The 24,814-nt window shown below is 61.2% G+C and carries 17 protein-coding genes and 1 riboswitch; of the genes, 9 read left to right on the forward strand and 8 right to left on the reverse strand.

Annotation, left to right across the window (positions count from 1 at the left end; genetic code table 11):
- Window positions 1-23 precede the first annotated feature (23 nt).
- The 4 genes from H3T92_RS00850 to H3T92_RS00865 all read left to right on the forward strand — a co-directional run bounded on the left by H3T92_RS00850 (window position 24) and on the right by H3T92_RS00865 (window position 4,159).
- Window positions 24-1,763 carry an ABC transporter permease gene (locus tag H3T92_RS00850; RefSeq protein WP_198189411.1) on the forward strand — a complete coding sequence of 580 codons (1,740 nt, stop codon included), beginning with the start codon at window positions 24-26 and terminating at the stop codon, window positions 1,761-1,763.
- 20 nt (window positions 1,764-1,783) lie between these two features.
- Complete coding sequence (locus H3T92_RS00855; RefSeq protein WP_390458251.1) at window positions 1,784-3,136, forward strand: ABC transporter ATP-binding protein; 1,353 nt, start codon at window positions 1,784-1,786, stop codon at window positions 3,134-3,136.
- A 46-nt stretch (window positions 3,137-3,182) separates the two neighbouring features.
- A riboswitch (Fluoride riboswitch) is annotated at window positions 3,183-3,255 on the forward strand.
- Between the two features lie 89 nt (window positions 3,256-3,344).
- The gene (locus H3T92_RS00860; protein WP_183129784.1) at window positions 3,345-3,767 is read left to right on the forward strand and encodes a FluC/FEX family fluoride channel; all 423 of its coding nucleotides are present in this window, start codon (window positions 3,345-3,347) and stop codon (window positions 3,765-3,767) included.
- Between the two features lie 11 nt (window positions 3,768-3,778).
- On the forward strand, window positions 3,779-4,159 hold the full coding sequence (locus H3T92_RS00865; RefSeq protein ID WP_198189238.1) for a fluoride efflux transporter FluC: 381 nt from the start codon (window positions 3,779-3,781) through the stop codon (window positions 4,157-4,159).
- Window positions 4,160-4,192: 33 nt separating this feature from the next.
- On the opposite strand, the gene H3T92_RS00870 is transcribed toward H3T92_RS00865, so the two are convergent.
- From H3T92_RS00870 to H3T92_RS00905, 8 genes are all read right to left on the reverse strand, one after another.
- On the reverse strand, window positions 4,193-5,200 hold the full coding sequence (locus tag H3T92_RS00870; protein ID WP_045924581.1) for a bile acid:sodium symporter family protein: 1,008 nt from the start codon (window positions 5,198-5,200) through the stop codon (window positions 4,193-4,195).
- Window positions 5,201-5,322: 122 nt separating this feature from the next.
- Window positions 5,323-5,571: a L,D-transpeptidase gene (locus tag H3T92_RS00875; RefSeq protein ID WP_198189239.1), complete on the reverse strand. Its 249-nt coding sequence runs from the start codon at window positions 5,569-5,571 to the stop codon at window positions 5,323-5,325.
- Between the two features lie 214 nt (window positions 5,572-5,785).
- Window positions 5,786-7,534 (reverse strand): DUF6119 family protein, encoded by a 1,749-nt coding sequence (locus H3T92_RS00880; protein WP_198189240.1) that lies wholly within the window; start codon window positions 7,532-7,534, stop codon window positions 5,786-5,788.
- 552 nt (window positions 7,535-8,086) lie between these two features.
- The gene (locus tag H3T92_RS00885; RefSeq protein WP_198189241.1) at window positions 8,087-8,887 is read right to left on the reverse strand and encodes a L,D-transpeptidase; all 801 of its coding nucleotides are present in this window, start codon (window positions 8,885-8,887) and stop codon (window positions 8,087-8,089) included.
- Between the two features lie 54 nt (window positions 8,888-8,941).
- A complete protein-coding gene (locus H3T92_RS00890; RefSeq protein WP_198189242.1) occupies window positions 8,942-9,742 on the reverse strand; it encodes an alpha/beta fold hydrolase in 801 nt (266 codons plus the stop codon).
- Window positions 9,739-10,845, reverse strand: coding sequence for a redox-regulated ATPase YchF (gene ychF / locus H3T92_RS00895; RefSeq protein ID WP_198189243.1), 1,107 nt, complete (start codon window positions 10,843-10,845; stop codon window positions 9,739-9,741). The genes H3T92_RS00890 and ychF overlap by 4 nt, the downstream gene beginning before the upstream one ends.
- Before the next feature lie 42 nt (window positions 10,846-10,887).
- Window positions 10,888-11,691: a pyrroline-5-carboxylate reductase gene (proC, locus tag H3T92_RS00900; protein ID WP_198189244.1), complete on the reverse strand. Its 804-nt coding sequence runs from the start codon at window positions 11,689-11,691 to the stop codon at window positions 10,888-10,890.
- 10 nt (window positions 11,692-11,701) lie between these two features.
- Entirely contained in the window at window positions 11,702-13,081 is a 1,380-nt protein-coding gene (locus tag H3T92_RS00905; RefSeq protein WP_198189245.1) for an alpha/beta fold hydrolase, read from the reverse strand.
- Between the two features lie 230 nt (window positions 13,082-13,311).
- Here H3T92_RS00905 and H3T92_RS08165 point away from each other — a divergent pair, with 230 nt between their 5' ends.
- From H3T92_RS08165 to H3T92_RS00925, 5 genes are all read left to right on the forward strand, one after another.
- Window positions 13,312-13,458 (forward strand): hypothetical protein, encoded by a 147-nt coding sequence (locus H3T92_RS08165; protein WP_232341978.1) that lies wholly within the window; start codon window positions 13,312-13,314, stop codon window positions 13,456-13,458.
- 190 nt (window positions 13,459-13,648) lie between these two features.
- Window positions 13,649-16,897 (forward strand): RCC1 domain-containing protein, encoded by a 3,249-nt coding sequence (locus tag H3T92_RS00910; protein ID WP_332460641.1) that lies wholly within the window; start codon window positions 13,649-13,651, stop codon window positions 16,895-16,897.
- A gap of 875 nt (window positions 16,898-17,772) precedes the next feature.
- Window positions 17,773-20,532 (forward strand): InlB B-repeat-containing protein, encoded by a 2,760-nt coding sequence (locus H3T92_RS00915; RefSeq protein ID WP_332460640.1) that lies wholly within the window; start codon window positions 17,773-17,775, stop codon window positions 20,530-20,532.
- Window positions 20,533-20,762: 230 nt separating this feature from the next.
- Window positions 20,763-20,909: a hypothetical protein gene (locus tag H3T92_RS00920; RefSeq protein ID WP_198189246.1), complete on the forward strand. Its 147-nt coding sequence runs from the start codon at window positions 20,763-20,765 to the stop codon at window positions 20,907-20,909.
- Window positions 20,910-21,102: 193 nt separating this feature from the next.
- Window positions 21,103-24,354, forward strand: a complete 3,252-nt coding sequence (locus tag H3T92_RS00925; RefSeq protein ID WP_198189247.1) for an RCC1 domain-containing protein — start codon at window positions 21,103-21,105, stop codon at window positions 24,352-24,354.
- Window positions 24,355-24,814: the final 460 nt, after the last annotated feature.

Here is a 24,814-nt window from a genome sequence, read left to right on the forward strand (position 1 = left end):
TGAATACTGTCGCACTGCCAGGAATGCTCCGTTCGCCACTGAACGACGACCGCAGCCAGGCATCGCGCTCCACCCGCATATGGACGGGCCTGGCCGTAGCCATAGGCGCCCTGGTCCTGCTGGGGGCCCTGGCCTATCTGCTGCCCGCCCTGGGCGCGCCCATCGGCCCCGCCGGCGTACCCTCGCACGTCTCCACCGACCCGGCCAACCTGCCCTACTACGCGCTGCGCTCCCTCTTCCGCATGTTCACGGCCCTGATCATCTCCCTGGTCTTCGCCTTCCTCTACGGACTGGCCGCCGCGCGCTCCCGTCGCCTGGGCGCCGTGCTCATCCCCCTGCTGGACATCCTGCAGTCGGTGCCCGTCCTGGGCTTCCTGTCGGCCACCATCTCCATCTGGCTGGTCCTCTTCCCCGGGTCCATCATGGGCGTGGAGGCGGCCTCCATCTTCGCCATCTTCACCAGCCAGGCCTGGAACATGGCCTTCTCCTTCTATAACTCCCTGACCAGCGAGCCCGCCGACCTGGACGAGGCGGTGAGGCTGATGCGCCTGACCCGCTGGCAGCGCTTCTGGAAGCTGGATGTGCCCAACTCCATGATCCCCCTGCTCTGGAACTGCATGATGAGCATGGGCGGCGGCTGGTTCTTCCTGACCGCCTCCGAGATGATCTCGGTCAACAACAGGACCCTGGCCCTGCCCGGCATCGGTTCCTTCGTGGAGGAGGCCACCGCCGAGCAGGACCTGGGCAAGGTGGGCCTGGCCATCCTGACCATGATCGTGGTGGTGCTGCTGATTGACTTCCTGCTCTGGAAGCCGCTGACCGCCTGGGCCGAGAAGTTCCGCTACACCAGCAGCCAGTCCACCGAGCCCCGGCGCAGCCTGGTGCTCACGGTCATCCGCCTGTCCGGGGTCAAGGACCTCTTGGGCCTGGTGGGCCATCCCCTGGCCGACCTGCTGGACCGGATCACCCGCCCCCTGGGCCGCACCGGGGCGCGCTGGAGCCGTGGCGGCGGACGCAGGCGGGCAAGCGACCTGGTCTGGTGGGCCTGCCTGGCCCTGATCGGCCTGTGGGGTCTCTGGCAGCTGGACCGCCTGGTCATCCGCCCGCTGGGCCTGGGCGAGGTCGGCCACGTCTTCCAGCTGGGCCTGCTGACCTTCCTGCGGGTGCTGATCCTGATGGTGGTCTGCACCATCGTCTGGGTGCCCATCGGCGCCCTGATCGGCATGAATCCGCGCATCTCCCGCTACCTGCAGCCCCTGGTGCAGATCCTGGCCTCCTTCCCCGCCAACTTCATCTTCCCCTTCGTCACCATGGTCTTCATCATCTGGCGGATCGACATCAATTGGGGCAGCATCCTGCTCATGGCCCTGGGCACCCAGTGGTACATCCTCTTCAACGTCATCGCCGGGGCCTCGGCCATCCCCGACGACCTGCTGGAGATGTCGCGCAGCCTGGGCCAGAACCGCTGGCAGCGATGGAAGACCCTGATCCTGCCGGCCCTGTTCGGCTCCTGGTGCACCGGCGGCATCACAGCGGCCGGCGGGGCCTGGAACGCCTCCATCGTCTCCGAGGTGGTCTCCTACGGCAAGACCGAGCTGACGGCCAAGGGCCTAGGTGCCTACATCGCCCAGGTGACCGCCACCGGCGACACTCCCCGCATCATCCTGGGGGTGGCCGTCATGAGCATCTTCGTGGTCCTGGCCGACCGGTTCTTCTGGTCTCCCCTGCAATCACTGGCACAACGGCGCTATTCCCTGACATGAGAAGTCTGAGAGGTTCGACAATGACCAAGATCAATTCCAACGGGATCATCACGGCCGAGCACGTGACCAAGACCTACCAGTCCGACAAGGGCGCGGAGCTGACCGTCCTGGACAGCATCGACTTCACCCTGCACGAGGGCGAGGTGGTGGCCATCCTGGGCCGCTCCGGCGCCGGCAAGTCCACCCTGCTGCGCATCCTGGCCGGCCTGGTCCCGGCCAGCAAGGGCAGCGTCGAATACCGGGGCAAGCAGCTGGACGGGCCCAACCCCGGCGTGGCTCTGGTCTTCCAGAGCTTCGCCCTGATGCCCTGGCTGACCGTCAAGGACAACGTGGAGCTGGGCCTGCAGGCCCGGGGCGTGCCCAAGAAGGAGCGGGAGAAACTCTCCCTGGCCGCCATCGACGCCATCGGCCTTGACGGCTTCGAGAGCGCCTACCCCAAGGAGCTCTCCGGCGGCATGCGCCAGCGCGTGGGCATCGCCCGGGCCCTGGTCCTCAAGCCGGACGCCCTCTTCATGGACGAGCCCTTCTCCGCCCTGGACGTGCTGACTGCCGAGAATCTTCGCCAGGAGGTCCTCAAGGTCTGGTCCGAGGAGGCGGGCAGCGTCAAGTCGGTCCTGATCGTCACCCACAACATCGAGGAGGCCGTGGAGATGGCCGACCGGGTCCTGGTCCTGGACTCGCATCCCGGCCGGGTCATCGCCGACGTGCCCATCAACCTGGACAGGCCTCGGGACAAGCAGTCCGACCTCTTCCAGTCCTGCGTGGACTACCTCTACTCCATCCTGACCGGCCAGCGCGACAGCGAGGACATCCGCCGCCGTCTGCAGACCAAGGTGCGCAACCGTCAGGCCGTGCGGGACTCGGTGCGGGACGAGGAGACCGCCGAGCGCAACCTGCCCGACGCCACCCCCGGCGGCCTGGCCGGTCTGGCCGATGTCATGGTCAACCAGCCCAACGGCATGGACCTGGCCGACCTGGCCGCCAAGCTCTCCTTCGAGGTGGACGACCTCTTCCCCCTGATCGACGCCGGGCTCATGCTGGGCATCTTCCAGGCGGACAACGGGCATGTCAGGCTGACCGACCAGGGCCGGGCCTGGCACGATGCCGACATCCTTGAGAGCAAGGAGATGTTCTCACGCATGCTGATGGATCATGTTCCGCTGATCCGCATCATCGACCGGGCCTTGAAGAACAGCGACGACAAGAGCCTGCACGGCTCCCTGATCCTGGATCTGCTGCGGGCCCACCACTCGGACAGGGAGGCCGTCCAGCAGTTCGACACCGCCATCACCTGGGGCCGCTACGGCGAGCTCTTCGACTACGATGCCGACGACGACCGGCTGACCCTGGACCCGGAAAACCACACCGAATGAGCAGTCTCGCAGCTGCGACGGCTGCGGTCCCCTTGGGCTCCTAGAATGAGCCTCGGGCGATGGAACCCGCCCGGGGCTTGAGCCCCGAACCGCAAACTGCTGATAGTTCCTGCACCATGATTCGACGACCCCGTCTATGGGCCGGGTGCAGGCGCATGCCATTCAGCCCGACCCTGCGGACGCTGATCCGTCGGGAACCGAGCCTTCAATGACCAAATCCCCTACCGGACCTGATATGGCCACAGCCCTGGTGGTGATGCTGGGCGGAACACTGGGCACCGGGTGCCGGTACGCCCTGAGCCTGCTGCCAGGCCAGAGCGGCCCACTGCATCCGGGAACCCTCCTGGCCAACCTGATCGCCTGCGCAGGTTACGCCCTGCTGACCGCCTTCCTCGCCGGACTGCCCAAAAGCGCACTTGAGCGCCGAAGGCAGCTGACCAACAAGGGCCTGGGTATGGGCCTGTGCGGAGGGCTGTCGACCATGTCCACGCTCTCGCTGGAACTGGTCCAAGGCCTGTCGGGCGGTCAAGTCCGGGCAACCCTTGCCTACCTGCTGGTCTCCTTTGCCGGAGGCCTGATGGTCTCCTGGGCCATGGCAGCGCTGGGAGCCCGTCTGTCCGCACACATCTAAGCAGGTGCGCGATGACCCTTACATTTACCTTGCTGATCTGCCTGTGCGGCGGCCTGGGGGCCGGACTGCGCTACCTGCTGGACACCCTGGTCAAGGCCCGCTGGCAGGTGGACCTGCCCCTGTCGACCATGATCATCAACCTGCTGGCCGGATTGGCTGCAGGGCTGGTGGCCGCCCTGGCCGCCTTCCACGGACTGCCTAACTGGGGACGACTGCTGCTGGCCACAGGACTGCTGGGCGGCTTCTCTACTTTCTCGACAGCGGTCTACGAGGTGCTGGCCCTGACCCGGCGGAGACGGCATCTGGCAGCGCTGGGCTATCTGGCAGCCTCAATGCTCCTGCCGCCCCTGCTGACGGCCCTGGGCTTCCTGCTGGCCGGACCGGGCCTATAGCAGATCCAGCCAGCGATCAAGGAGCTGCGGAACCTAGGCGCGAACCGGTTCCGGACGACCCTGGGCGGAGTCGGCGGCAATCCCCAGACGGTCGTCATGCCGACGCCACCAGGCGGACAGCACCGAGCCGGAGATGTTGTGCCAGACGCTGAAGAAGGTGGAGGGTATGGCCACAATCGGGTCGGCGGCGAAGGCCTGCAGGGCCAGGGTCGCGCCCAGTCCGGAATCCTGCATGCCCACTTCGAAGGTGATGGCCTTCTGCTGGGCGTAGCGGAATCCCTTGGGATAGAGGCGGTACATGAGCCGGCTGAAGAGGAAGCCCAGCCCGTACCCGCACAGGTTGTGAAGCATGACCACCGGCAGGACCAGGGCGGTGGCGGCGGTGAAGAGCTTGGCATGGTTGACGGAGACGACCACGCCGATGATGATCAGTATGGCGATCTGCGAGACCGCCGGCAGGGCCACGGTCACCTTCTGCACCTTCTCCTTGAATATGGCGTGGACGGCCAGGCCCAGGGCTATGGGGATCAGCACCACCTCAAGGGCCGTCAGGAAGAGCTGCTTGGTGGGGATGTCCACATACTGGCTGGCCAGCAGATTCATCAGCATAGGGATCATCAGGGGCGCACACAAGGTGGAAAGCAGGCCTATGGACACATCCAGGGCCACATCGCCGCGCGACAGGTAGGACATGACGTTGGAGGATGTCCCCGAAGGGCAGCAACCTACCAGGATGACTCCCACGGCGATCATGCCGTCCAGGCGGAAGATGCGGCAGAGGAGCACGGCCAGCAGGGGCATGATCAGGTAATGAGCTATGGTGCCCACGATGACCATGAGCGGCATCTTGAGGATTCGCTTGAAATCGTCCAAGCTCAGGGTCAGCCCCATGCCGAAGAGAATGATGCTCAGGAAGTAGTTGGTGTAGCTGCGGGCCCAAATGCTAATCTGCGGGACAAAGAAGTTGATGGCGGCCCAAGCCAGGACCACCAGGATGAACCACTTAGTCAACCAGTCACTGAACCGCTGCACCTTTTGCATGATTCCTGACCACTTCCTCTCGATAGTTCTCTCTGTGGTAGGGCAAAACTAGGAAACCCAAGGCGGGCACGCATGCAAATGGTCACATTTTGGACGCGGCTATCCCGGTTTACGAGAGGAATTCACTTGACCAATACGGGCGTGCCGGTGGGCACAGACTGCATGATCCACCGAGCGTCGGGCACCGTCAGTCGGATGCAGCCGTGGGAGCCAGGGCGGATGCCCAGCATATCGGCCTCCTCCTTGATGTAGCCGCCCTTGGAATCAGTGGGGACCGAGTGGCAATAAGCCAGATACTTTGGATTCCTTTTATACTTGATATAAGTTCCATATCCGTTGTTTTGGTGAGTACTCAGTCCCCCGTTTGGCACAGGCTACAACCGGGAGAATTATCTAAAGCGGCGCAAACAAACTAATCAATAATGTTAAGGACCTCGCTTGGGTCCGCTATTGTCTCATATTCAGGGAAACACAAATAATCTGCATTTTGCATATGAAACTGAGGAACATTCAAACCAAAGATCCTTGAAACAATAAGGTATGTAAGCAACTAGGGAAATCAAGTAACTACGGACATAGACAAGCTCACATAGGCTGCTTCTTTCGAACCACAGGAGCAATATTCAGTTCTACATTCATGCTGGCGAGTTCCTGGTCGTGTCTGACAAGATTTATTTTGGTGAATGTGAAAAGCGTACCGGCAGTTATCGGCTTATCATCCTTCGCTATAACAATAACGACACGACGAGGTTTCGTCTCATATTTCTGAAGGTCAACACCGCTTGGTGCGATTTCTTTAATCTTCTCTTGGAGAAGCTTCTGTGCTTCCTCGTTGGTTCGCAGTACTTCCGTTGAAACGAGAGCTTGAGCCAGCAGATGACTTGCCGGGGCAGAAGACGATACATTTTTAACATGGACGAAGACGCCATGAGGCATTAACACATCACAGGCTTCGATCCCTGAACCATGGTTTTCCGGTCGGATTAGCTGCTGGTCAAGACAGAGTCCGCCGAGTCTATTTGAGAGCTGCTTGTTGTAATTTAATTCAGCGTTTGCCTTCCTTTGAGCATTCCCATCTTCCGGTATTTCATATATAGGCCAATCGGGAAGGTTGTTAAAGTATGGCCCACGATCAAAGATTGTATTTACCTGTTTTTGAAGATTCGCAATGTAATCGCTGTCCATGACATACCAGCGATTGTTTTGCAAAAAATACCTCTTGTCGCCGATAGTTTTCTGGAATGTAAACCATTTTTTTAGAGGAATTTTTGGACTGCTAACATCTGAGTCGTCGGGACCCTTAAAAAGGACAATATATATCTTTTGAAGTCTATTTAATCGCTCCTTCTCATCTACTTCTTGAAGCGGCTTAAGAATATTGTTTAATGTAGGCAGATAATCATAATGCTGTCTATCTCCAGTACCAAAGATTCTGAAACTTTCGACTTGTCCGAAATCATCAATGATTTCATAGGGATATGAGAGGGCCACTTGGTCGCTCTTCTCTCCGATAGCTTTAATAAGACACCGATCGAGTTCGTTTTTCGTTGCCTTGTTTTTAACCAATGAAAGATGCTCTAATGCAGCGAGTTCAGAACTCGCGGGTTTTCGCTCAAGCACCGCCTTGATCTGCTGCAAGTTCATTAATAATTTTTCCGGTGACTTGGAGAGAGGAATGCTTAACGAGTCTGCCCCTCTGAGTTTTATCGGTTTCTTAGAGTCACCAATGCCGTCTATATGTGCTTCAGCGACAAGTTTTGTCGAAAAATCACCGAGTTCCTCAAATCCGAAACTTCTGAGTTCCGCACCCGCAGGAATCGTTGAGCGAATCATTTCAGGTCTCTCATCGAGAGTTGTCTTGCTAAGAACATTTAAACCAGCAGGTTTTGCACATCTAATTGCTACACGTAACCCAAACCTAGGATCTACGTATTGCGGTTCAAGCATCTGAAAACCCATTCCAAAGGTTATTGCCCAAGCAGAAAAAGAAGTTGTTTTCTTACCGGTCTTAGCCGAATCATTGTCGTAGCTTGATTCAGTGCCCGATACCAACTCAGCTCCTGATACAGACTGAGTACTATCTGCATCTGGAATAATGAGAACTGCTGAGGCTGTAGCATTCCCCACTCTCAGTTCTTTTTTAGTAAGCCCTTTTACGGTATCAGTCCAATTAGCCTGATCATGATTAACAGTGCTCCAGTAAAGATAAGCCTCTGTTTCCGCAACATAGACAACTTCTTCACTATTGTCATATTCATCATTATCTGACTGCTGATATTTAGCGCGTATCGCGGCATCATATGAGGGCAAGCCTATGAGGCGGTACAACGTCATACGAGTTTCTGTGCTGGGCTTCCTTGCCAATCTGTGTTCCCCCTTCAGTATCACCAAAGATTTGCTCTTAATTTATTAGGGCAGACAATTAAGTGAAAATTATCATGCTGCACCTACTATAAGGCTTAATTAGTAAATTTTGGCAACTAGGGAGACGGTAGATAATCAGAATTAGTTTTAAAACAAGCTTCGCAATTATACGAGAATACGCGGCTATCCGGAAAACAAGAGTTACAAATACTGATATAGTAACTTATGGTGCTCACAATGACGGTAAATGTCGTAAACATAAAGCATTCAACATCATCTAAACATAAAAAAGATCATATTTCAGAGAATAGGCAACGAAACAAGTTAAGCTCTAGTCGACTCTGATGCGAATTTGCTAAATGTGACAAACGATTGTTCAATAAAATGACATCGCAGGACGTATACTTCCTAGTCATTTTTCTATTGTTCTCTTTTGGCAAATGCAAAATCAGAAACCCAAGGCACATGCGTCAGCACATAATCCCGTGTTGTTGCTGCGGACTGCACAGAGGGCTATGGAATTCACTTGACCAGGACGGGCGTGCCGGTGGGCACGGACTGCATGATCCACCGAGCGTCGGGCACCGTCAGCCGGATGCAGCCGTGGGAGCCAGGGCGGATGCCCAGCATATCGGCCTCTTCCTTGATGTAGCTGCCCTTGGAATCTGTGGGGACCGAATGGAAGAGGAAGACCCCATGGTTCAGAAAGCTGGTGTAGTAGCGGGCGCCCATCCCCTCGCCGGGGTTGTAGAAGTGGTCGCCGCGCTCAGACTGGATGTGGAAGCTTCCCCTGGGCGTGGAATCATCCATGCCCGTCGAGGCGTACATGGTGTAGAGCAGTTGAGACCCGTCGCGCACATAGACCCGCTGGTCCTGAAGGCTAACCTCCAGGGAGAGGCCAGGATGGGCTGCAGGATCCGGGTAATCGACCTGCTGCGAAGGCTTGAGCCAATCGATGGGCTGAGTGGAGGAGCCATCAGAGCCTACCTTCTTAGCCTTTGTCTGTTGCTTTTTCTGCTCCTTTGGCGCTGGAGAGGAGGACTTGGATTTGCTCGAATGATGCGCCTTGGGAAATTGTCTCGCCGAAACAGTGGCTGTGCTGGAAGCGCTCGCACCTGCTGATCGTTCCGCATGAGCCGCATCCACTGGCTGGATCAGGTTGATGATCAGGACCGTCAGCAGCAGCGTCAGCAGAGCGGTTGTCACTACCACAGGCGTACGGCGGACAGGGTCCAGCAGCCAACGGAGCATGGCAAGCGCACGCCGCTTGAGGCGTTTGCTATCCAATCCCCAGACAGCCATGCCCTTCCCCTTCGTCGCCATTGAACGAACCTGTATGCACAGTTCATTGTAGTGACAGACTAAACCGGGAGAGACTCAGCCTTTCAGCACCTGCCTAGCCCAGTCCTCCAGCAGGTCGCAGACCAGGGCGGTCTGCTCGATCTGCACATTGTGTCCGGCCCGGTCCAACACCGAGTAGGAGGCTCGAGGGAAGCGGCAGGCCAGGTCGAACTGGTCCAGGTAGCCCACACGGTCATCCTGGCGGCCGCAGACAAAGAGCACAGGGGCTATGAACCCGTTCCAGGCTCGGTCGAAGTCCATATCCAGACGGTAGTGCCCCTCCATTCGAGCCACCGTGTCGGCATCGGCCGAACGAACACCGGGCATGATGGTGCGCTGGTAGGCCTCAAGGTGCTCCCGGGACTCGACCACAGCCATCTGCCGGTATGCATGCCTGGTGAACTCGTCCACCTCGGCCAATCCCTGGTCGTCCCGGACCAGCACCTGACGCGGGGGCAGGCGTCTGTGGGCGGTCACCGGATCGACCACCGAGGAGAGCAGGGCCATCCCCCGGCAGCGGTCCAGTCGACCGGCGGCGGCATGGCGACTGAGCAGCCCGCCCAGGGAGTTGCCCACCAGGGCGAAGGGACCGCCACCGCTGAAAATGTCCACCTGCTCATCCAGCCACCGGGCCAGACCGTCCAGGTCGAGAATGGACGGGTCGGGCGGCGTGCGACCGAAGCCGGGCTGATCCAGGTAGATCCGTTCGAATCCGCCCACCCGCTCGAAGACGGGGTCCAGGTCATCAAAGATGTGGTGGTCCACACCGGACCCATGCACGAAGATCAGCGGGAGTCCATGACCCCGGCGAATGGCGAACCCGGGACGGGCGCTCACTTCTTGGAGCCGGAGGGGATGCCGGTCTTGAACTCCACGATGTCGCCGTCCTGCATGACGTAGTCCTTGCCCTCAAGGCGCATCTTGCCCTCCTCGCGCACCTTGGCGTAGGACCCGTCGGCGGCCACAAAGTCGTCGTAGGAGACCACCTCGGCCTTGATGAAGCCCTTTTCGAAGTCGGTGTGGATGACCCCGGCGGCCTGGGGGGCGGTCCAGCCCTGGTGAATCTGCCAGGCGCGCACCTCCTTGACCCCGGCGGTCAGGAAGGTCTGCAGACCAAGAATGTCGAAGCCCACCCGGGCCAGCTGGTCCAGGCCAGACTCCTTGAGCCCGGCGTCGGTCAGCATCTCACGGGCATCGGCCTCATCCAGCTCGGTCAGCTCGGACTCGAACTGGGCGTTGAGGAAGATGGCGGGCGCCGGAGCCACGGAGTCGGCCAGCTGCTTCTTCATGTCCCCGTTCTGCAGCTCGTCGTCGTCCACGTTGAAGACGTAGATGAATGGCTTGGCGGTCATCAGATGCAGGTCGTAGAGCTCATCCTTGTCGATGTCCCCGGCCTGGGCCGCCTGGTCGATGGTCCGGCCCTGGCCCAGAATCTCCTTGGCCTTGCGGACGGTGTCCAGGTAGGCGGGCTTGATCTTGCCGCCGCGCTGATCCTTCTCCAGCTTGGGCAAGGCCTTGTCGATGGTCTGCATATCGGCCAGGATCAGCTCGGTGTTGATGGTGTCGATGTCGTCGGCCGGATCCACCTTGCCGTTGACGTGGACTATGTCGTCGTCATTGAAGGCGCGGACCACCTCGCAGATGGCGTCAGCCTCGCGGATGTTGGCCAGGAACTGGTTGCCCAGCCCCTCCCCCTCCGAGGCCCCCTTGACGATGCCGGCGATGTCCACGAAGGTGACCGTGGCGGGCACGATCTTGTCCGTGTGGACCAGCTTGGCCAGTACGGGCAGCCGGTCGTCGGGCAGGGGCACGATGCCGGTGTTGGGCTCGATGGTGGCGAAGGGGTAGTTCTCCGCCAGAACGTTGTTGCGGGTGAGGGCGTTGAAGAGTGTGGACTTGCCGACGTTGGGCAGCCCGACGATTCCTATGGTTAACGACATATCCACCAGTCTATTGCCCGGACTGCCCCGGCGTGGCTCCCCCTAGTCGCCGCGCTCCACCGCATCGATGGCCTCGATGACCGCTCCACGGAAGCCGTGCTTCTCCAGGGATGCAACGCCCTTGATGGTGGTTCCGCCCGGCGAGCAGACCGCGTCCTTCATGGCTCCGGGGTTGGTGCCGGTGGCCAGGTAGAGGGCTCCGGTTCCCTCCACCATTCGCGCCGCCAGCCGGTAGGCCGCCTGTCTGGGCAGCCCGTGCTCCACCCCGGCGTCGGCCAGGGCCTCCATGTACATGGCCGTGTAGGCGGGCGCGCATCCGGCGATGGTCGTGCCCACCGAGACCAGCTCCCGGGGCAGCCGTTCGATCATGGCCACCGGATCGAAGACCTGGGTGAAGAGCTCCCGCTGCTGGTCGGTCAGGGTATCGTCCTCCTGGGTGACCAGAATCCCCTGCCCTACCGAAATGGGGGTGTTGGGGATGGCGCAGATCAGGTGGGTGCCCTCCTCCAGGAGGTCGGCATAGTCCTCAAGGGTCATGCCGCCCACCACCGAGAGGACCATGCGGTCCGGGTCAGCCAGCTCATGGCGGATGGGCTCGCAGACCTGGGCCACCTGCCCAGGCTTGACGGCCAGAATCACCAGATCGGCGGCCGCAGCCACCTCGGTGCCGGAGTGCATGGGCCGCACCCCCAGCTGGGCCGTCCGCTCCACCAGCCGGTCGTAGTGGGCTGCGCAGGCCACAATCCGGCCGCCGGGCAGCACGCCCGCGTCGACCAGGCCCTGGGCCATGGCCTGGGCCATGTTGCCGTATCCGATGAATCCGAGAGTCAATGATTCCGTGTTCATGCCCTCAAGTCTAGCCGCGCGCCGGGAAGAGCCCCTCCAAATCGCCGCGCTCCAGGGCCAGCCGGTAGAGGTGGGCGAAGACCCTGTCCCCGTGCAGCCCGTCGTGCTCGAACTCGTTGGTCACCCAGGCATGGGCGTGGCCCACGCGCGAGAGGGTGTCCAGCTGAAGCTCGGAGGGCACGTAGAGGTCGTCGGCATAGACCGCGGCCTGCAGGGGTACCTGATTGTCGGCCAGACGCTCGGGGTTGTACAGGTGGCCCCAGGAGCCCTCCTCCATGAGCTGGCTGACCGCAGGGCCGAAGGGGCGCAGGGCCGACTCCTGCTCGAACATCCAGGGGAAGATCGCCTCCCCGGTGAACATGAGCGGGCGGGCAGCGGTGTCGAATTCAGGACGGGCATCGCGCACCCGCTGCGCAGCCCAGCGCAGGGGTTCGCAGTCTCCGTCGGCGTAGATGAACTCCTGCAGGGGCCAGTAGAGCGGCGTAACGGTAGTGGCCGCCCGCACACCCTCCAGGAAGGTCTGCGAGAGGGTGGCCCGGGAGCTGCTAGAACCGGAAGCGGGCAGGCTGCCGTCGCCGTCCAGGAAGGCCGTGTCCAACAGCCAGTGGAGACGCTCGAACCCACCGCTCTTGCCCAGGTCGGCGCCCAGGGTCTGCAGCCGCTCCACGCTCAGGGGGTCGCCTCCGGGCAGAACCACATCGCCCTGTGACAGCCGGTCGGCAATGGCCGCCACACGGTCCTGGTCCCCTGGATAGCGCTGATAGAAGATCTGGGACCGCTGGGCCATCTTGGTGAAGGTATGGGAATAGAGCTCATAGGCATCAGTGGGAATGTGCGGCACGCCCCCGGTCGTGAAAGCCGCAGCAATACCTTCGGGGAAGTTCGACAGGTAGGCCATGGTCAGGAAGCCGCCGAAACTCTGCCCAAGGGTCACCCAGGGACGGCCGGCGAAGACCGTGTGACGCAGGTGCTCGAAGTCCCGGATGATGGAGTCCGCCAGAAAATGCTTCAGATAGTCGGCCTGGGCCCGGGGCTCGCCCAGGGAGGCCATGGTGGAGCCGTCGATGGCGCTGGACCGGCCCGTACCCCGCTGGTCGGGCAGGACAATGCGGAAGTGGCGCAGGGCCTCGGCCATCCACCCGTCGGCGGTGGCGTTCAGTGGCCTTGGGGCGCCCGAGCCTGGTCCGCCCTGCAGATAGACCAGCAGCGGCAGGTCATCGTGGATGTGCTCGGGGGCGCAGACCACGCGGTAGAAGCAGCGGATGACCGCCTGGTCCGAATGATCTTCGGCTCGCCAGACGCCAGGTTCACTGCCTGCCCAGTCCAAGGGAACGGGGATGGACCCCTCCCGAACGTAGAGTCCCGGCAGATAGTATCCCTGGTTGGTCATTCGCTGGCTCCTTTCTTTCAGGTCAGTCGGGTTCATTGTCTCCGGGCGGTTGGACCTGGCTCGTGTGTTGTTTGCGGGCTGGGTGGTAGGGTGAAAGGCGGGGGATGTCGAGAAGACGGCTGGCTTCGCCATTGGCTCCTGCGATTTGATGCAGGGTGGGCGCTGGCAGGCAAAAACTTTGGCAAACGGCGTTGATTCCGTTTGGTGTTTGGTGAAGGGGTTTTGGTTTGATGCATCTGGTTTCCCGTCTGCGTCGCACCTTGGCGATGACGATCGTCCTGCTGGGAATGCTGGCAGGCCTGGGCGTCGCATCCGCCCAGGCGGACGCTCCCATCCTCACCGGGGGGGGGGGGTCGTCAGACCCCTCGCGTAGCTGAGCAAACCCCCGGCATTTCCCCCAGCAGCGCACCAGGCACCCCACTGCCCTCGCCGATACAAGCCGCCACACCATTAAGCCCAGCATCATCCAAGCCCGGCACCCCGTCATCGACGACGGGAACGCCTGACAGCGCAGACTCGGCTCCGTCCAAGCCATCCAATAAGACAGACAATCAAGCCACACACACAGTGCGCTTCGACCCGGCCGACGGCAGCAAGCCCACCCAAACGACCGTGAAAACCGGGACTCTCGCCGCTCCCCCGCAGCAGAATCCGCAGCGACCCGGCTTCCAGTTCGACGGGTGGATGCTTGACGGCCAGCCTTTCGACTTCCAGGCCCCCATCCTGCAGGACACGACCCTGAAAGCCCAGTGGTCGAAGACCACGGATTGGACGCTGAGCCCGGACCACGGGCCCGCTTTCGGCAGCAAGCTGACCATCAGCCCGCCCGACAGGCAGGAGACCCAATTCGCCAGCCTTGATGCCGCCGGAGACCAGACCGTCGGCCTGACCGGCGACGGCAGCATCTACACATGGATGCAGGACAGCCCGCCCAAGCAGGTGCCCTTCCCTGCCCAGGCTCCCGACGGGTTCCGCTACCTGCAGGCCGCAGCCGGCAGCCGCCGGCAGGCGGCTCTCGGATCTGACCAGCGGATCTACACCTGGGCCGGCCAACAGCCCACGCCCACCCTCCTCGACACCAGCCGGAGCGGCAGGTTCACCAGCATCAGCATGAACGACAACCTCCTGCTGGCCGTGGACCGGCAGGGACAGGTCCACGCCTATCAGGCCAGCAAGGCCGACAGCCAGAATCCAGAACTTATCCAGCAGGCCACGCTCAGCCTGCCCGCTCAGGCGCCGGCCGTCACCGCCGCCGCCTCCGCCAGCCAGGCTCTCATCGTGGACGCGGACGGGCAAGCCTGGACCTGGGACAAGGCCAATTCTGGAAACGCCAAGCCCGAACGCGTCAAGCAGGACCCGGGCATGCGCTTCACTCAAGCCCAGGCCCTCAATCAGGGGTTCCTCCTTCTGAATGAGAACGGGCAGGCCTATCACCTGGCCGACGGCAACAACAGCCTCACCGCTGTCAGCCTGCCCGGCGGCGCGCAGATCGGCAGAATCAACAGCGGCGACAATCAGGCCATGATCGTCGGCACGGACGGCCATGCCTGGGCCTGGCAGCCCGGCAAGACGCCCACCCGGGCGGACGACGGGAGCCGGCAGTACATGCAGGCCGTCAGCGCCGGCGGCAGGGTCACCGCCATCAGCAGGCCGGGCAGCATATACGGGTGGAGCCTGGACGGGCAGGGCCAGGCAGGACGGCCCGCGAGGCTCGACACCATGCAGGCGCCCATCCTGGAAACGGCCAGCCTGGACGGGCAGGCATTGACGCTCACCAGGAGCAACGGCTCCTGGCAGGCGGACATGCCCGCACGCCAGCCGGGACAAGCGACTATCCTCATCACGGGCAGGCAGGACGATAAGCCGTTCAGCAGGAGCCTTGCGTACACGGTCGACCAGCCGCTGGCACGGGCTGCGGAGCCAGCATCCGCGTTCACGGCCCGCTTCGACACAGGCGGCGGAAGCCCCGCACCAGCAGACCAGCATGTCTCCGCCCCGTACGGCCGGGTGAAGCGCCCCTCCCCCGACCCTGAGCGGGAAGGCTACCTGTTCGACGGCTGGTTCACCGGTCAGGTCGCCTATGATTTCAGCAGGCCCGTCGGCAAGGACCTGACCCTGGCCGCCCACTGGACGCCGGCAGGCCGGAACAGCAGGTGGAGCATCAGCCCTGATAAGGGCAGTCAGCTGGGCAGGGAATCCACGACCATCACCCCGCCCGACAACGCCAGCCGGGGCATCAGATTCAGCCAGATCAGCGCATCAACAAACTCCACCTATGGTTTTTCCTTGGCGGTGGGCAGCGACGGGAACGCCTACGCCTGGGGATCCAACTACTATGGCCAGCTCGGCGACGGGACGGGCGGCGGCAGCCGGAATACGCCGGCCATGGTGCCAAAGCCTGCAGGCACGCCAGCGGACTTCACCTACCTGCAGGTCAGCGCCGGAGGCTCTCATTCGCTGGCCCTGGGCAGCGACGGCAACGCCTACGCCTGGGGATACAACGCCGATGGCCGGCTCGGCGACGGGACAAGCAGCGACCGGAATGCGCCGGTCAGGGTGAAGACGCCCGACCGCAGCACGTACCCGGACCTGCCAGTGGACTTCACCTACCTGCAGGTCAGCGCAGGATACTGGCATTCGCTGGCCCTGGGCAGCGACGGCAACGTTTACGCCTGGGGATTAAACGGCAATGGCCGGCTCGGCGACGGGACAACCACCACACGGTATGCGCCGGTCAGGGTGAAGACGCCCGACCGCAACACGTACCCGGACCTGCCCAAGGATTTCACCTACGTGCAGGTCAGCGCCGGAAACGATTTTTCGCTGGTCCTGGGCAGCGACGGCAACGCCTACGCCTGGGGAGCCAACTACAGTGGCCAGCTCGGCAACGGGACAACCATCGAGCGGCATGCGCCGGTCAGGGTGAAGACGCCCGACCGCAACAAGTACCCGGACCCGCCCAAGGATTTCACCTACCTGCAGGTCAGCGCCGGAGGATGGCATTCCCTGGCCCTGGGCAGCGACGGCAACGCCTGGGCATGGGGATACAACTACAATGGCCAGCTCGGCAACGGGACGAGCAGCAGCCAGCACACGCCGGTCAGGGTGAAGACGCCCGACCGGAAGACCTACCCGGACCTGCCGGAGGATTTCACCTACGTGCAGGTCAGCGCCGGAGGCGATCATTCCCTGGCCCTGGGCAGCGACGGATACGCCTGGGCATGGGGATGCAACTGGTATGGCAACCTCGGCAACAACACCGCCAGCGGGACCAGTGACACGAATCCTGTTCCTAAGCGCGTGCGCGACCCCGCCAGTCCCGCCGACAAGAGCCAAGGACAGCAAGCCACACAGGTTAGCGGCGGATACCATCTTTCGCAGGCCCTGGGCAGCGACGGCAACGCCTACGCCTGGGGATACAACTGGTATGGCCAGCTCGGCAACAACAGCTACCGCGATTCGACTGTTCCTGTGCCGGTGTCGTTCAACCTGGCTCTGGTGGTCACCGGCGTCAGGTTCGACCAGACCCCCGCATCAGGGCTGACGCGCGGCGACGGCAGCAGCGTCAGCGTGACCACGCCCGCACACCAGCCGGGCACGGTCACCGTCAGCGTGGACTACACGCTGGGCGGCGCACCACAAACGCCCGACACATCCTTGAAGTACACGTACCTGCCAGCAGGCGCGCTCCCCCAGGCAGGCGGGGAAGGCATCCTGCTCGCCCTCATCACCGGGACTGTAAGCATGGGCGGGGTCCTCGCCTCACGCCGCCACCGGAAGGAAACACGCCAACTATTGCACGCTTCGCACGAGTAAGAGCGGCCGGGCGGCGTATCAATCCCCCCGCCCCCGGCCCACATAGGGGGAGCAGGGAGGAAACGTGCCAATCAAGGCTCAAACCCCAAGAGAGCCGACACTTCCCTCCCGCGCCCCCACCACACTTCTGCAGGCGGAAGCCGAGGGCAGGCATGCACGCCCCCGTATCCGCCTGGGAGAGGAGGAAACACGGCCGGGCAGGCCAGAAGGCCTGACAGCCACCAGCCAGCCTGGCCGCTGTTCATCTCCCTATCCCAAATAATTAATATAAGTGGCCGCTCTTTCCCAACCGCCTGGACGGGGATTTGGCCGATGCCTATAGGTTCAGACGGTATGATTTTTGTGGGGATGTTGAGGGGTCTTTCGTCTTCTGACTGCATCAGCGCAATTGGCGCCAGATCAGCCTTGAATGGCCGAGAGACTCCTCTGCAAGTAAGACGTGGCAGTGGTGTTGGCCGGCCGTTGGGGAATAACAGATGGCAGGCAAGCCTGTTGTTGGGGAAGAGGTTTGTAAGTCATGCGTATAGGCTCCCGATTGCGTTCACTGACCTTCGCGATTATTCTTCTGCTGCTCCTGTCAGGCTTGGGCATGATCGAAGCCGAAGCTGAAACCGACGCTGGTACTGAATCTATATTGATCGAGGGGGGGGGGGGGTCGTCAGACCCCTCGCGTAACTAAGCAAACCCCCGCCACTCTTCCCAGCAGCACAACCGACACGCCGCTTCCCTCGCCCTCGCCTCTGACAACTGCCTCGCCCCTGAGCCCCACGACATCAAGCCCAAACACCCCGTCATCGCCGACAGACAGTCCAAGCAGTGCAGACTCCGCTTCAACCAGGCCATCCCGGCAGACAGATGATCAGGCCGCGCACACGGTGCGCTTCGACTCAGCCGACGGGAGCAATCCCACCCAAGCGACAGTGAAAACCGGGAACTTTGCCTCACCTCCGAAGAACAATCTGCAACGTGAGGGCTCCCGGTTCGACAGGTGGACGCTTGATGGCCAGCCCTTCGATTTCCAGACCCCCATCCTGCAAGACACGACGCTGACCGCCCGTTGGACCAAGGCCACGGACTGGACTCTGAGCCCGGACCACGGACCCTCCTCAGGTACACAGCTGACCGTCAGTCCGCCCGACAAGAAAAAACCCTATTACACGAGCATCCACACGGCAAACAGCCAGTTTGTCGGTCTGACAGGCGACGGCAACATCTACATTTGGACACAAGACGGCACACCAAAACAGGTTCCTCTCCCTGCCCAGGCTCCCGAAGGGTTCCACTACCTGCAAGCCGCCGCCGGCAGCCAGTGGCAGGCGGCCCTCGGATCCGACCAGCACATCTACACCTGGACCAGCCAACAGCCCACACCCACCATCCTCGACACTGATCGGAACATCAGGTTCACCAGCATCAGCACAAGCAGCAACCGGCTGCTGGCCGTGGACCAGCAGGGCCGTGTCCACAATTTCCAGGCCAGCCAGGCCGACAGCCAGAACATGAAACCCACTGAGCAATCCACGATCAGCCTGCCCGGGCAAGCTCAGGCGATACTCGCCGTCGCCTCCCCCAGCCGGACACTCATCGTGGACGCGGACGGGCAGGCATGGTCATGGAAGCCAGACCAGGCAGAAAACACGAAGCCGTCACCCATCATGCAGACTGCAGCCCTCAACCAGGGGCTGCTCCTGCTGGACGCTGACGGGCAGACCCGGTACCTGGCCGACAGCACGACCAGCGCCAAAGCCGTCAACCTGCCAGAAAGCGCGAAAGCCAGCCGGATCAGCGCCAGCAATGACCAAGCCATAATCACAGACAAGGACGGGCACCTATGGTTATGGAAGCCAGGCGAGGCGCCCATGCGCGCAGGCAACGGGAACCAGCACTACATGCAAGCAGTCCGCATCGGCAACGAAATCGCCGCCCTAGACAGGCAGGGCAGCCTATATCAGTGGAGCATCGATGCCCAAGGCCAGCCCGGTAAGCCGGCAAAAATCGACTCCACCACAGCTCCCACCCTGGAATCAGCCAGCCTGGATGGCCAAGCGTTGACACTCAGCAAAACCGGCGACGCCTGGCAGGCAGATGTTCCCGCCCGCAATCCCGGACCGGCCGTCATTACCATCACCGGCAGGCAGGACGATAAGCCCTTCACCAAGAGCCTCAATTACACCGTCGACCAGCCGCTGTTAAGGGATGCTCAACAGGATTCCACCCACACGATCACCTTCGATACAGCAGGAGGAAGCCAGGCACCCCAACCCCAGCAAGTCGGCTACCCCTACGGTAGGGTGAAGCGGCCCTCCCCCGACCCGACGCGCAATGGTTACCAGTTCTACGGATGGTTCATCGACAACGTCGCCTACGACTTCAGCAAGCCTGTGACCAAAGACCTCAGACTTACTGCCCATTGGTCGTCAAACAAGTGGACAATAAGCCCTGATACGGGCAGCCAAATCGGCGGTGAAAGAACCACCATTACCCCACCAACCAATACAAACGGTATTAAGTTCAACCAGATCAGCAGCTCAAACACTGGTTCATTCTCCCTGGCTGTGGGCAGCGATGGGAACGCGTACGCCTGGGGAGACAACACGTATGGCCAGCTTGGCGACGGGACGGCCAAAAACTCCAGATATACGCCGGTCATGGTTCAGAAACCTGATCGCAAGACGTATCCAGACCTGCCAGCGAATTTCACCTACGTACAGGTCAGCGCCGGAGGCCGGCATTCGATAGCCCTGGGCAGCGACGGATACGCATACGCCTGGGGATACAACAGCTCTGGCCAACTCGGCAATAACACGAAAACGGATTCGCATGTTCCTGTGCCCGCGCGTGACCCCGCCAACCCTACTGATACGAGCAAAGGACTGAAAGCCACAAAGATCAGTGCTGGATACTGGCATTCGCTGGCCGTGGGCAGTGATGGATACGTGTACGCCTGGGGAAACAACGGAAACGGTCGGCTCGGCGACGGTACCACCAACGGCAAGTTAGCTCCCGTGTCGGTGATGTTCAACCCGCAGCCGGTGATCGCCGCAGCCAAGTTCGACACCAGCCCTGGCACGCATCTGACTCCTGTCAGCAACAGCAACAGCGTCACAGTGCTCACGCCCGCACATCTGCCAGGCACGGTCACGGTCAGCGTGGACTACACGATGGGCGGCGCGGGAAACACACTGACCGACACGTCCCTCAGATACACGTACACACCTGCAGGCGTGCTCCCTCAGGCCGGCGGTGAGGGCATTCTGCTGGCCCTGGCCACCGGCATGACGGGCATGGGTGGGGTTCTGGCATCCCAGCCGCCATCGGAGGGAAACACGCCAACTGTCACAAGCTTCGCACGAGTAAGAGAGGCCGGGGGCGGTGTATCAATCCCCCCCGCCCCCGGCCTACACAGGGGGAGGGGACAGGGAGGAACGTGTCCATCAAGGCTTAAACCTCAAGAGAGCCGACACCCCCTCCCGCACCCCCACCACACTTTTATCTGCTGGAGTTCAGGGCAGGCATGCACACCACATTCGGAAAAAGGAGAGAAACAGAGAAACACAGACAGGCCGACATATAAAGCTTACAGCACTCAGTCAGGCAAGTCGCCGTTCATTCCCTACAACCTCATAATTTCGTAAACAATCGCTTTTCCCCAATTGCCACGCTCATTGTCGCCGGACGATTGGTTCTGGCTTGTGTGTTGTCTGCGGACTGGGTGGTAGGGTGAAAAACGGGGGACGTCGAGAAGACGACTGGCTTGCGCCATTAACTCATGCAATTTGATGCAGGGTTGACGTTGGCAGGTAGAACTTTGAATAGGCAAGCGGTGTTGATACCGCTTGGTGTTTGGTGAAGGGGTTTTGGTTTCATGCATCTGGTTTTCCGTCTGCGCCGCATCCTGGCGATGATGACCGTCCTGATCAGCCTGCTGGCAGGCCTGGGCGTCGCATCCGCCCAGGCGGACGCTCCCATACTCACCGGGGGGGGGGGGTCGTCAGACCCCTCGCGTAGCTAAGCAAACCCCCGGCACCCTCCCCAGCAACGCAACCAACACACCACTACCCTTACCATCACCGATACAGACCACCACACCGTTAAGCCCAACAGCAAGTCCAGAAACCACGTCATCGACGACGGGAACACCTGACAGCGCAGATCCCACTCCGGTTGAATCAGCCGAACAGACAGATAATCAAACCACGCATGTAGTGCGCTTCGACCCGGCCGACGGCAGCAAGCCCACTCAGTCAACCGTGAAAACCGGCACCCTCGCCACTCCCCCACAACAGAACCCGCAACGTCAAGGCTTCCGGTTCGACGGGTGGACACTCGACGGCCAGCCTTTCGACTTCCAGATCCCCATCCTCCGGGACACGACCCTGGAAGCCAAGTGGACCAAGGTCACGGACTGGCGGCTGAGCCCGGACCATGGGCCCGCTTCCGGCGCACTCCTGACCATCAACCCGCCCAGTCCGCAGGAACCCTATTACACCAGCATCCAAGCCAAAGATGAGCAGATCCTTGGCCTGACCGGTGACGGTCGCATCTACACCTGGACCCAAGACAGCACACCCGTGCAGGTTCCTTTCCCCGTCCAGGCTCCTGCCGGGTTCCACTACCAGCAGGTTGCAACCGGCAGCCGATGGCATGCAGCTTTGGGATCCGACCAGCACATCTACACCTGGTCCAACGGACAAACAACGCCCACCATCCTCGACAACAGCCAGAACACCAAGTTCACCAGCATCAGCATGAATGGCAATCGGCTCTTGGCAGTGGATCGGCAGGGACAGATCCACACCGTTAAAAACAGCCAAAACCAGACTTCAAAGCTCCCGGAACAAGCCACATTAGGCCTGCCCGAACAAGCGCAGACTGTCACCGCGGTCGCCTCCGACACTCGGATCCTCGCCCTGGACTCTGACGGGCAAGCATGGACCCGGGACACAGGCAAAACTGCTAGCGTAAAGCCTGCACGCATCAAACAAGACCCAAGAATCCGCATCATCCAAGCCCAAGCCCTCAACATGGGATTCCTGCTCCTGGACGTGGAAGGGCAGGCCTACTACCTAGCCGACAGCACCACCAATCCCACAGCTCTCAGACTGCCAGATGACGCACAGGCCAGTCGGATCACAGCCAACGGCAGCAAGACCATTATCACAGGCAAGGACGGTCACCTCTGGGCTTGGGAGCCAGACGATACACCCGCCAGCGCATGCAAGGGACAGCATGCCTACACGCAAGCTGCCGCTGCAAACGGGAGAATCACCGCTATAAGTGGTCAGGGCATCCTATACCAGTGGAGCTTAGACAAGCAAGACCAGCCAGCAAGACTCAACACCACCCAAGCGGCCCTCCTGAAATCAGCCAGCGTGGATAGCCAAACATTGACGCTCAGCAGGAACAACAACTCATGGCAGGTGGAAATCCCCGCCAGCAAGCCAGGACAAGCAGCCATCACCATTACCGGGGAGCAGGACGGCAAACCTTTCACTCGAAGCCTGAAATACACCGTCGACCAGACCCTGACCAGAGATGCCGAGTCGGAAACCAGCCATACGGTCGACTTTAATACAGGCGAAGGAGGCCCGACACCGGACCCGCAGCAGGTCCCCTACCCGTATGGCAGAGCGAAACGGCCTTCGCCCAACCCGGTACGTGAAGGCTACCTGTTCGACGGGTGGTTCATTGGCGAAGTCGCGTATGACTTCAGCAAACCAGTCACAGGCAACCTCACCCTCACCGCCAAATGGACACGCCAAGACCCGAACAACACGTGGAGTATCAGCCCGGACAAGGGTAGTCAGCTGGGCAAGCAAACCACTGCCATCACCCCGCCAGCGACGAGAAGCGGCATCAGATTCAGCCAGGTCAGCGGGTCAACAGAAACGCCAAGTTTTTCCTTGGCTGTGGGCAGCGACGGCAACGCCTACGCCTGGGGATACAACCAGTATGGCCAGCTCGGCAACGGGACAACCGGCGGCTATCAGACTACGCCGATCATGGTGAGGACGCCTGACCGCAAGACGTATCCGGACCTGCCAGAGGATTTCACCTACGTGCAAGTTAGCGCCGGAAACGCTCATTCCCTAGCCGTGGGCAGCGACGGATACGTGTACGCCTGGGGGTTTAACAACTATGGCCAACTCGGAAACAACACCAGCGGCACCTATTCATATTCGTCTGTTCCTGTGCGTGTAAGCGACCCCGCCAACCCCACAGACACAAGCAAAGGACTGAAAGCCATACAAGTCAGCGGCGGTTACTCGCATTCGCTAGCCGTGGGCAGCGACGGATACGTGTACGCCTGGGGGCTTAACAACTATGGCCAACTCGGAAACAACACCAGCGACACCTATTCATATTCGTCTGTTCCTGTGCGTGTACGCGACCCCGCCAACTCCACAGACACAAGCAAAGGACTGAAAGCCATACAAGTCAGCGCCGGAAGCTGGCATTCGCTAGCCGTGGGCAGCGACGGATACACCTACGCCTGGGGATTAAACGAAGATGGCCAGCTTGGCAACAACAAGTCCCGCAATTCGTCTGTTCCTGTGCGTGTGTGCGACCCCGCCAACCCCACTGACACAAGCAAGGGACTGCAAACCGTACAGGTGAGCGGCGGAGGGGATCACTCGCTAGCAGTCGACAAAGATGGACAAACATGGTCATGGGGAAGAAATGATCATGGTGAGCTCGGCAACGGCACCACCACCAGCACCCGCAGTGCGAATCCTATTCCCGCGCGTGTTCGATATCCTGCGAATGCGCGCGCAGTGGCAGCCACCCAGGTAAGCGCCGGGACCTTTCACTCGCTTGCAGTCGACAAAGACGGAAACATCTGGGCATGGGGATACAACTACTTTGGTCAGCTCGGCAACAACACCACGAGCAATCGGCCTATCCCAGTAAAGGTGTTCGCTTCCGCGCAATCCACTAGCTCAGCCGGACCCTGGCTAAAAGCAGCGCAAATAAGCGCCGGAGGCTATCATTCGCTGGTGATAGGCGCGGACGGATACGCCAAAGCATGGGGACGCAACGGCTATGGCCAGCTCGGCAACGACAGCATCCCCACTGGGGAATATAACAGCAATGCTAGGAGTAGTGTTCCTGTGCCGGTGATGTTCAATCTGCAGCCGGTGATCACCGGCGTCAGATTCGACCAGACCGCAGTACCAGGCCTGACGCGCGGCGATGGCAATAGCGTGACCGTGCTTACACCCGCACACCAGCCGGGCACGGTCACCGTCAGCGTGGACTACACGCTGGGCGGCGCAGCCCAAACGCCGGACACCTCCCTCCGATACACGTACTTGCCCGCAGGCGTGCTCCCCAAGGCCGGCGGGGAAGGCATCCTGCTCGCCCTGGCCACCGGCATGACCGGCATGGGCGGAGTCCTGGCATCCCGCCGCCACCGGACGGAAACACACCAACTGTCACACGCTTCGCACGAGTAAGAGCGGCCGGGCGGCGTATCAATCCCCCCGCCCCCGGCCCTACATAGGGGGACCAGGGAGGAACGTGCCAATCAAGGCTCAACCCCAAGAGAGCCGACACTTCCCTCCCGCGCCCCCACCACACTTCCGCAGGCGGAAGCCGAGGGCAGGCATGCAGCCCCCGCCCCAGCCCGGGAGAGGAGGAAACACGGCCAGGCCAGCCACGGGCAAAAACCCAAAGCCAGCCCGGCCACTGTTCATCTCCCTATCCCAGCATAATCGCGCAAACAGCAGCTTCATCCTCGAGCATTTAGCCGCGCCCTCCTTCACCCACAGCCAACCCTCGACGGTCCATGCTGTGAAAGTTGCGGTATCGTTACCGCACTGATATAACTGAAGGCTGTCAGAACCGTTCGCCTGCCCATGGCGGCGGTCAGGCAACCGCCGAGGTCGGCAGTCCGGCCCGGCGGCCGACCACTTC

It is taken from the genome of Bifidobacterium sp. W8112 (assembly GCF_016101425.1).
GTDB lineage: Bacteria > Actinomycetota > Actinomycetes > Actinomycetales > Bifidobacteriaceae > Bombiscardovia > Bombiscardovia apousia.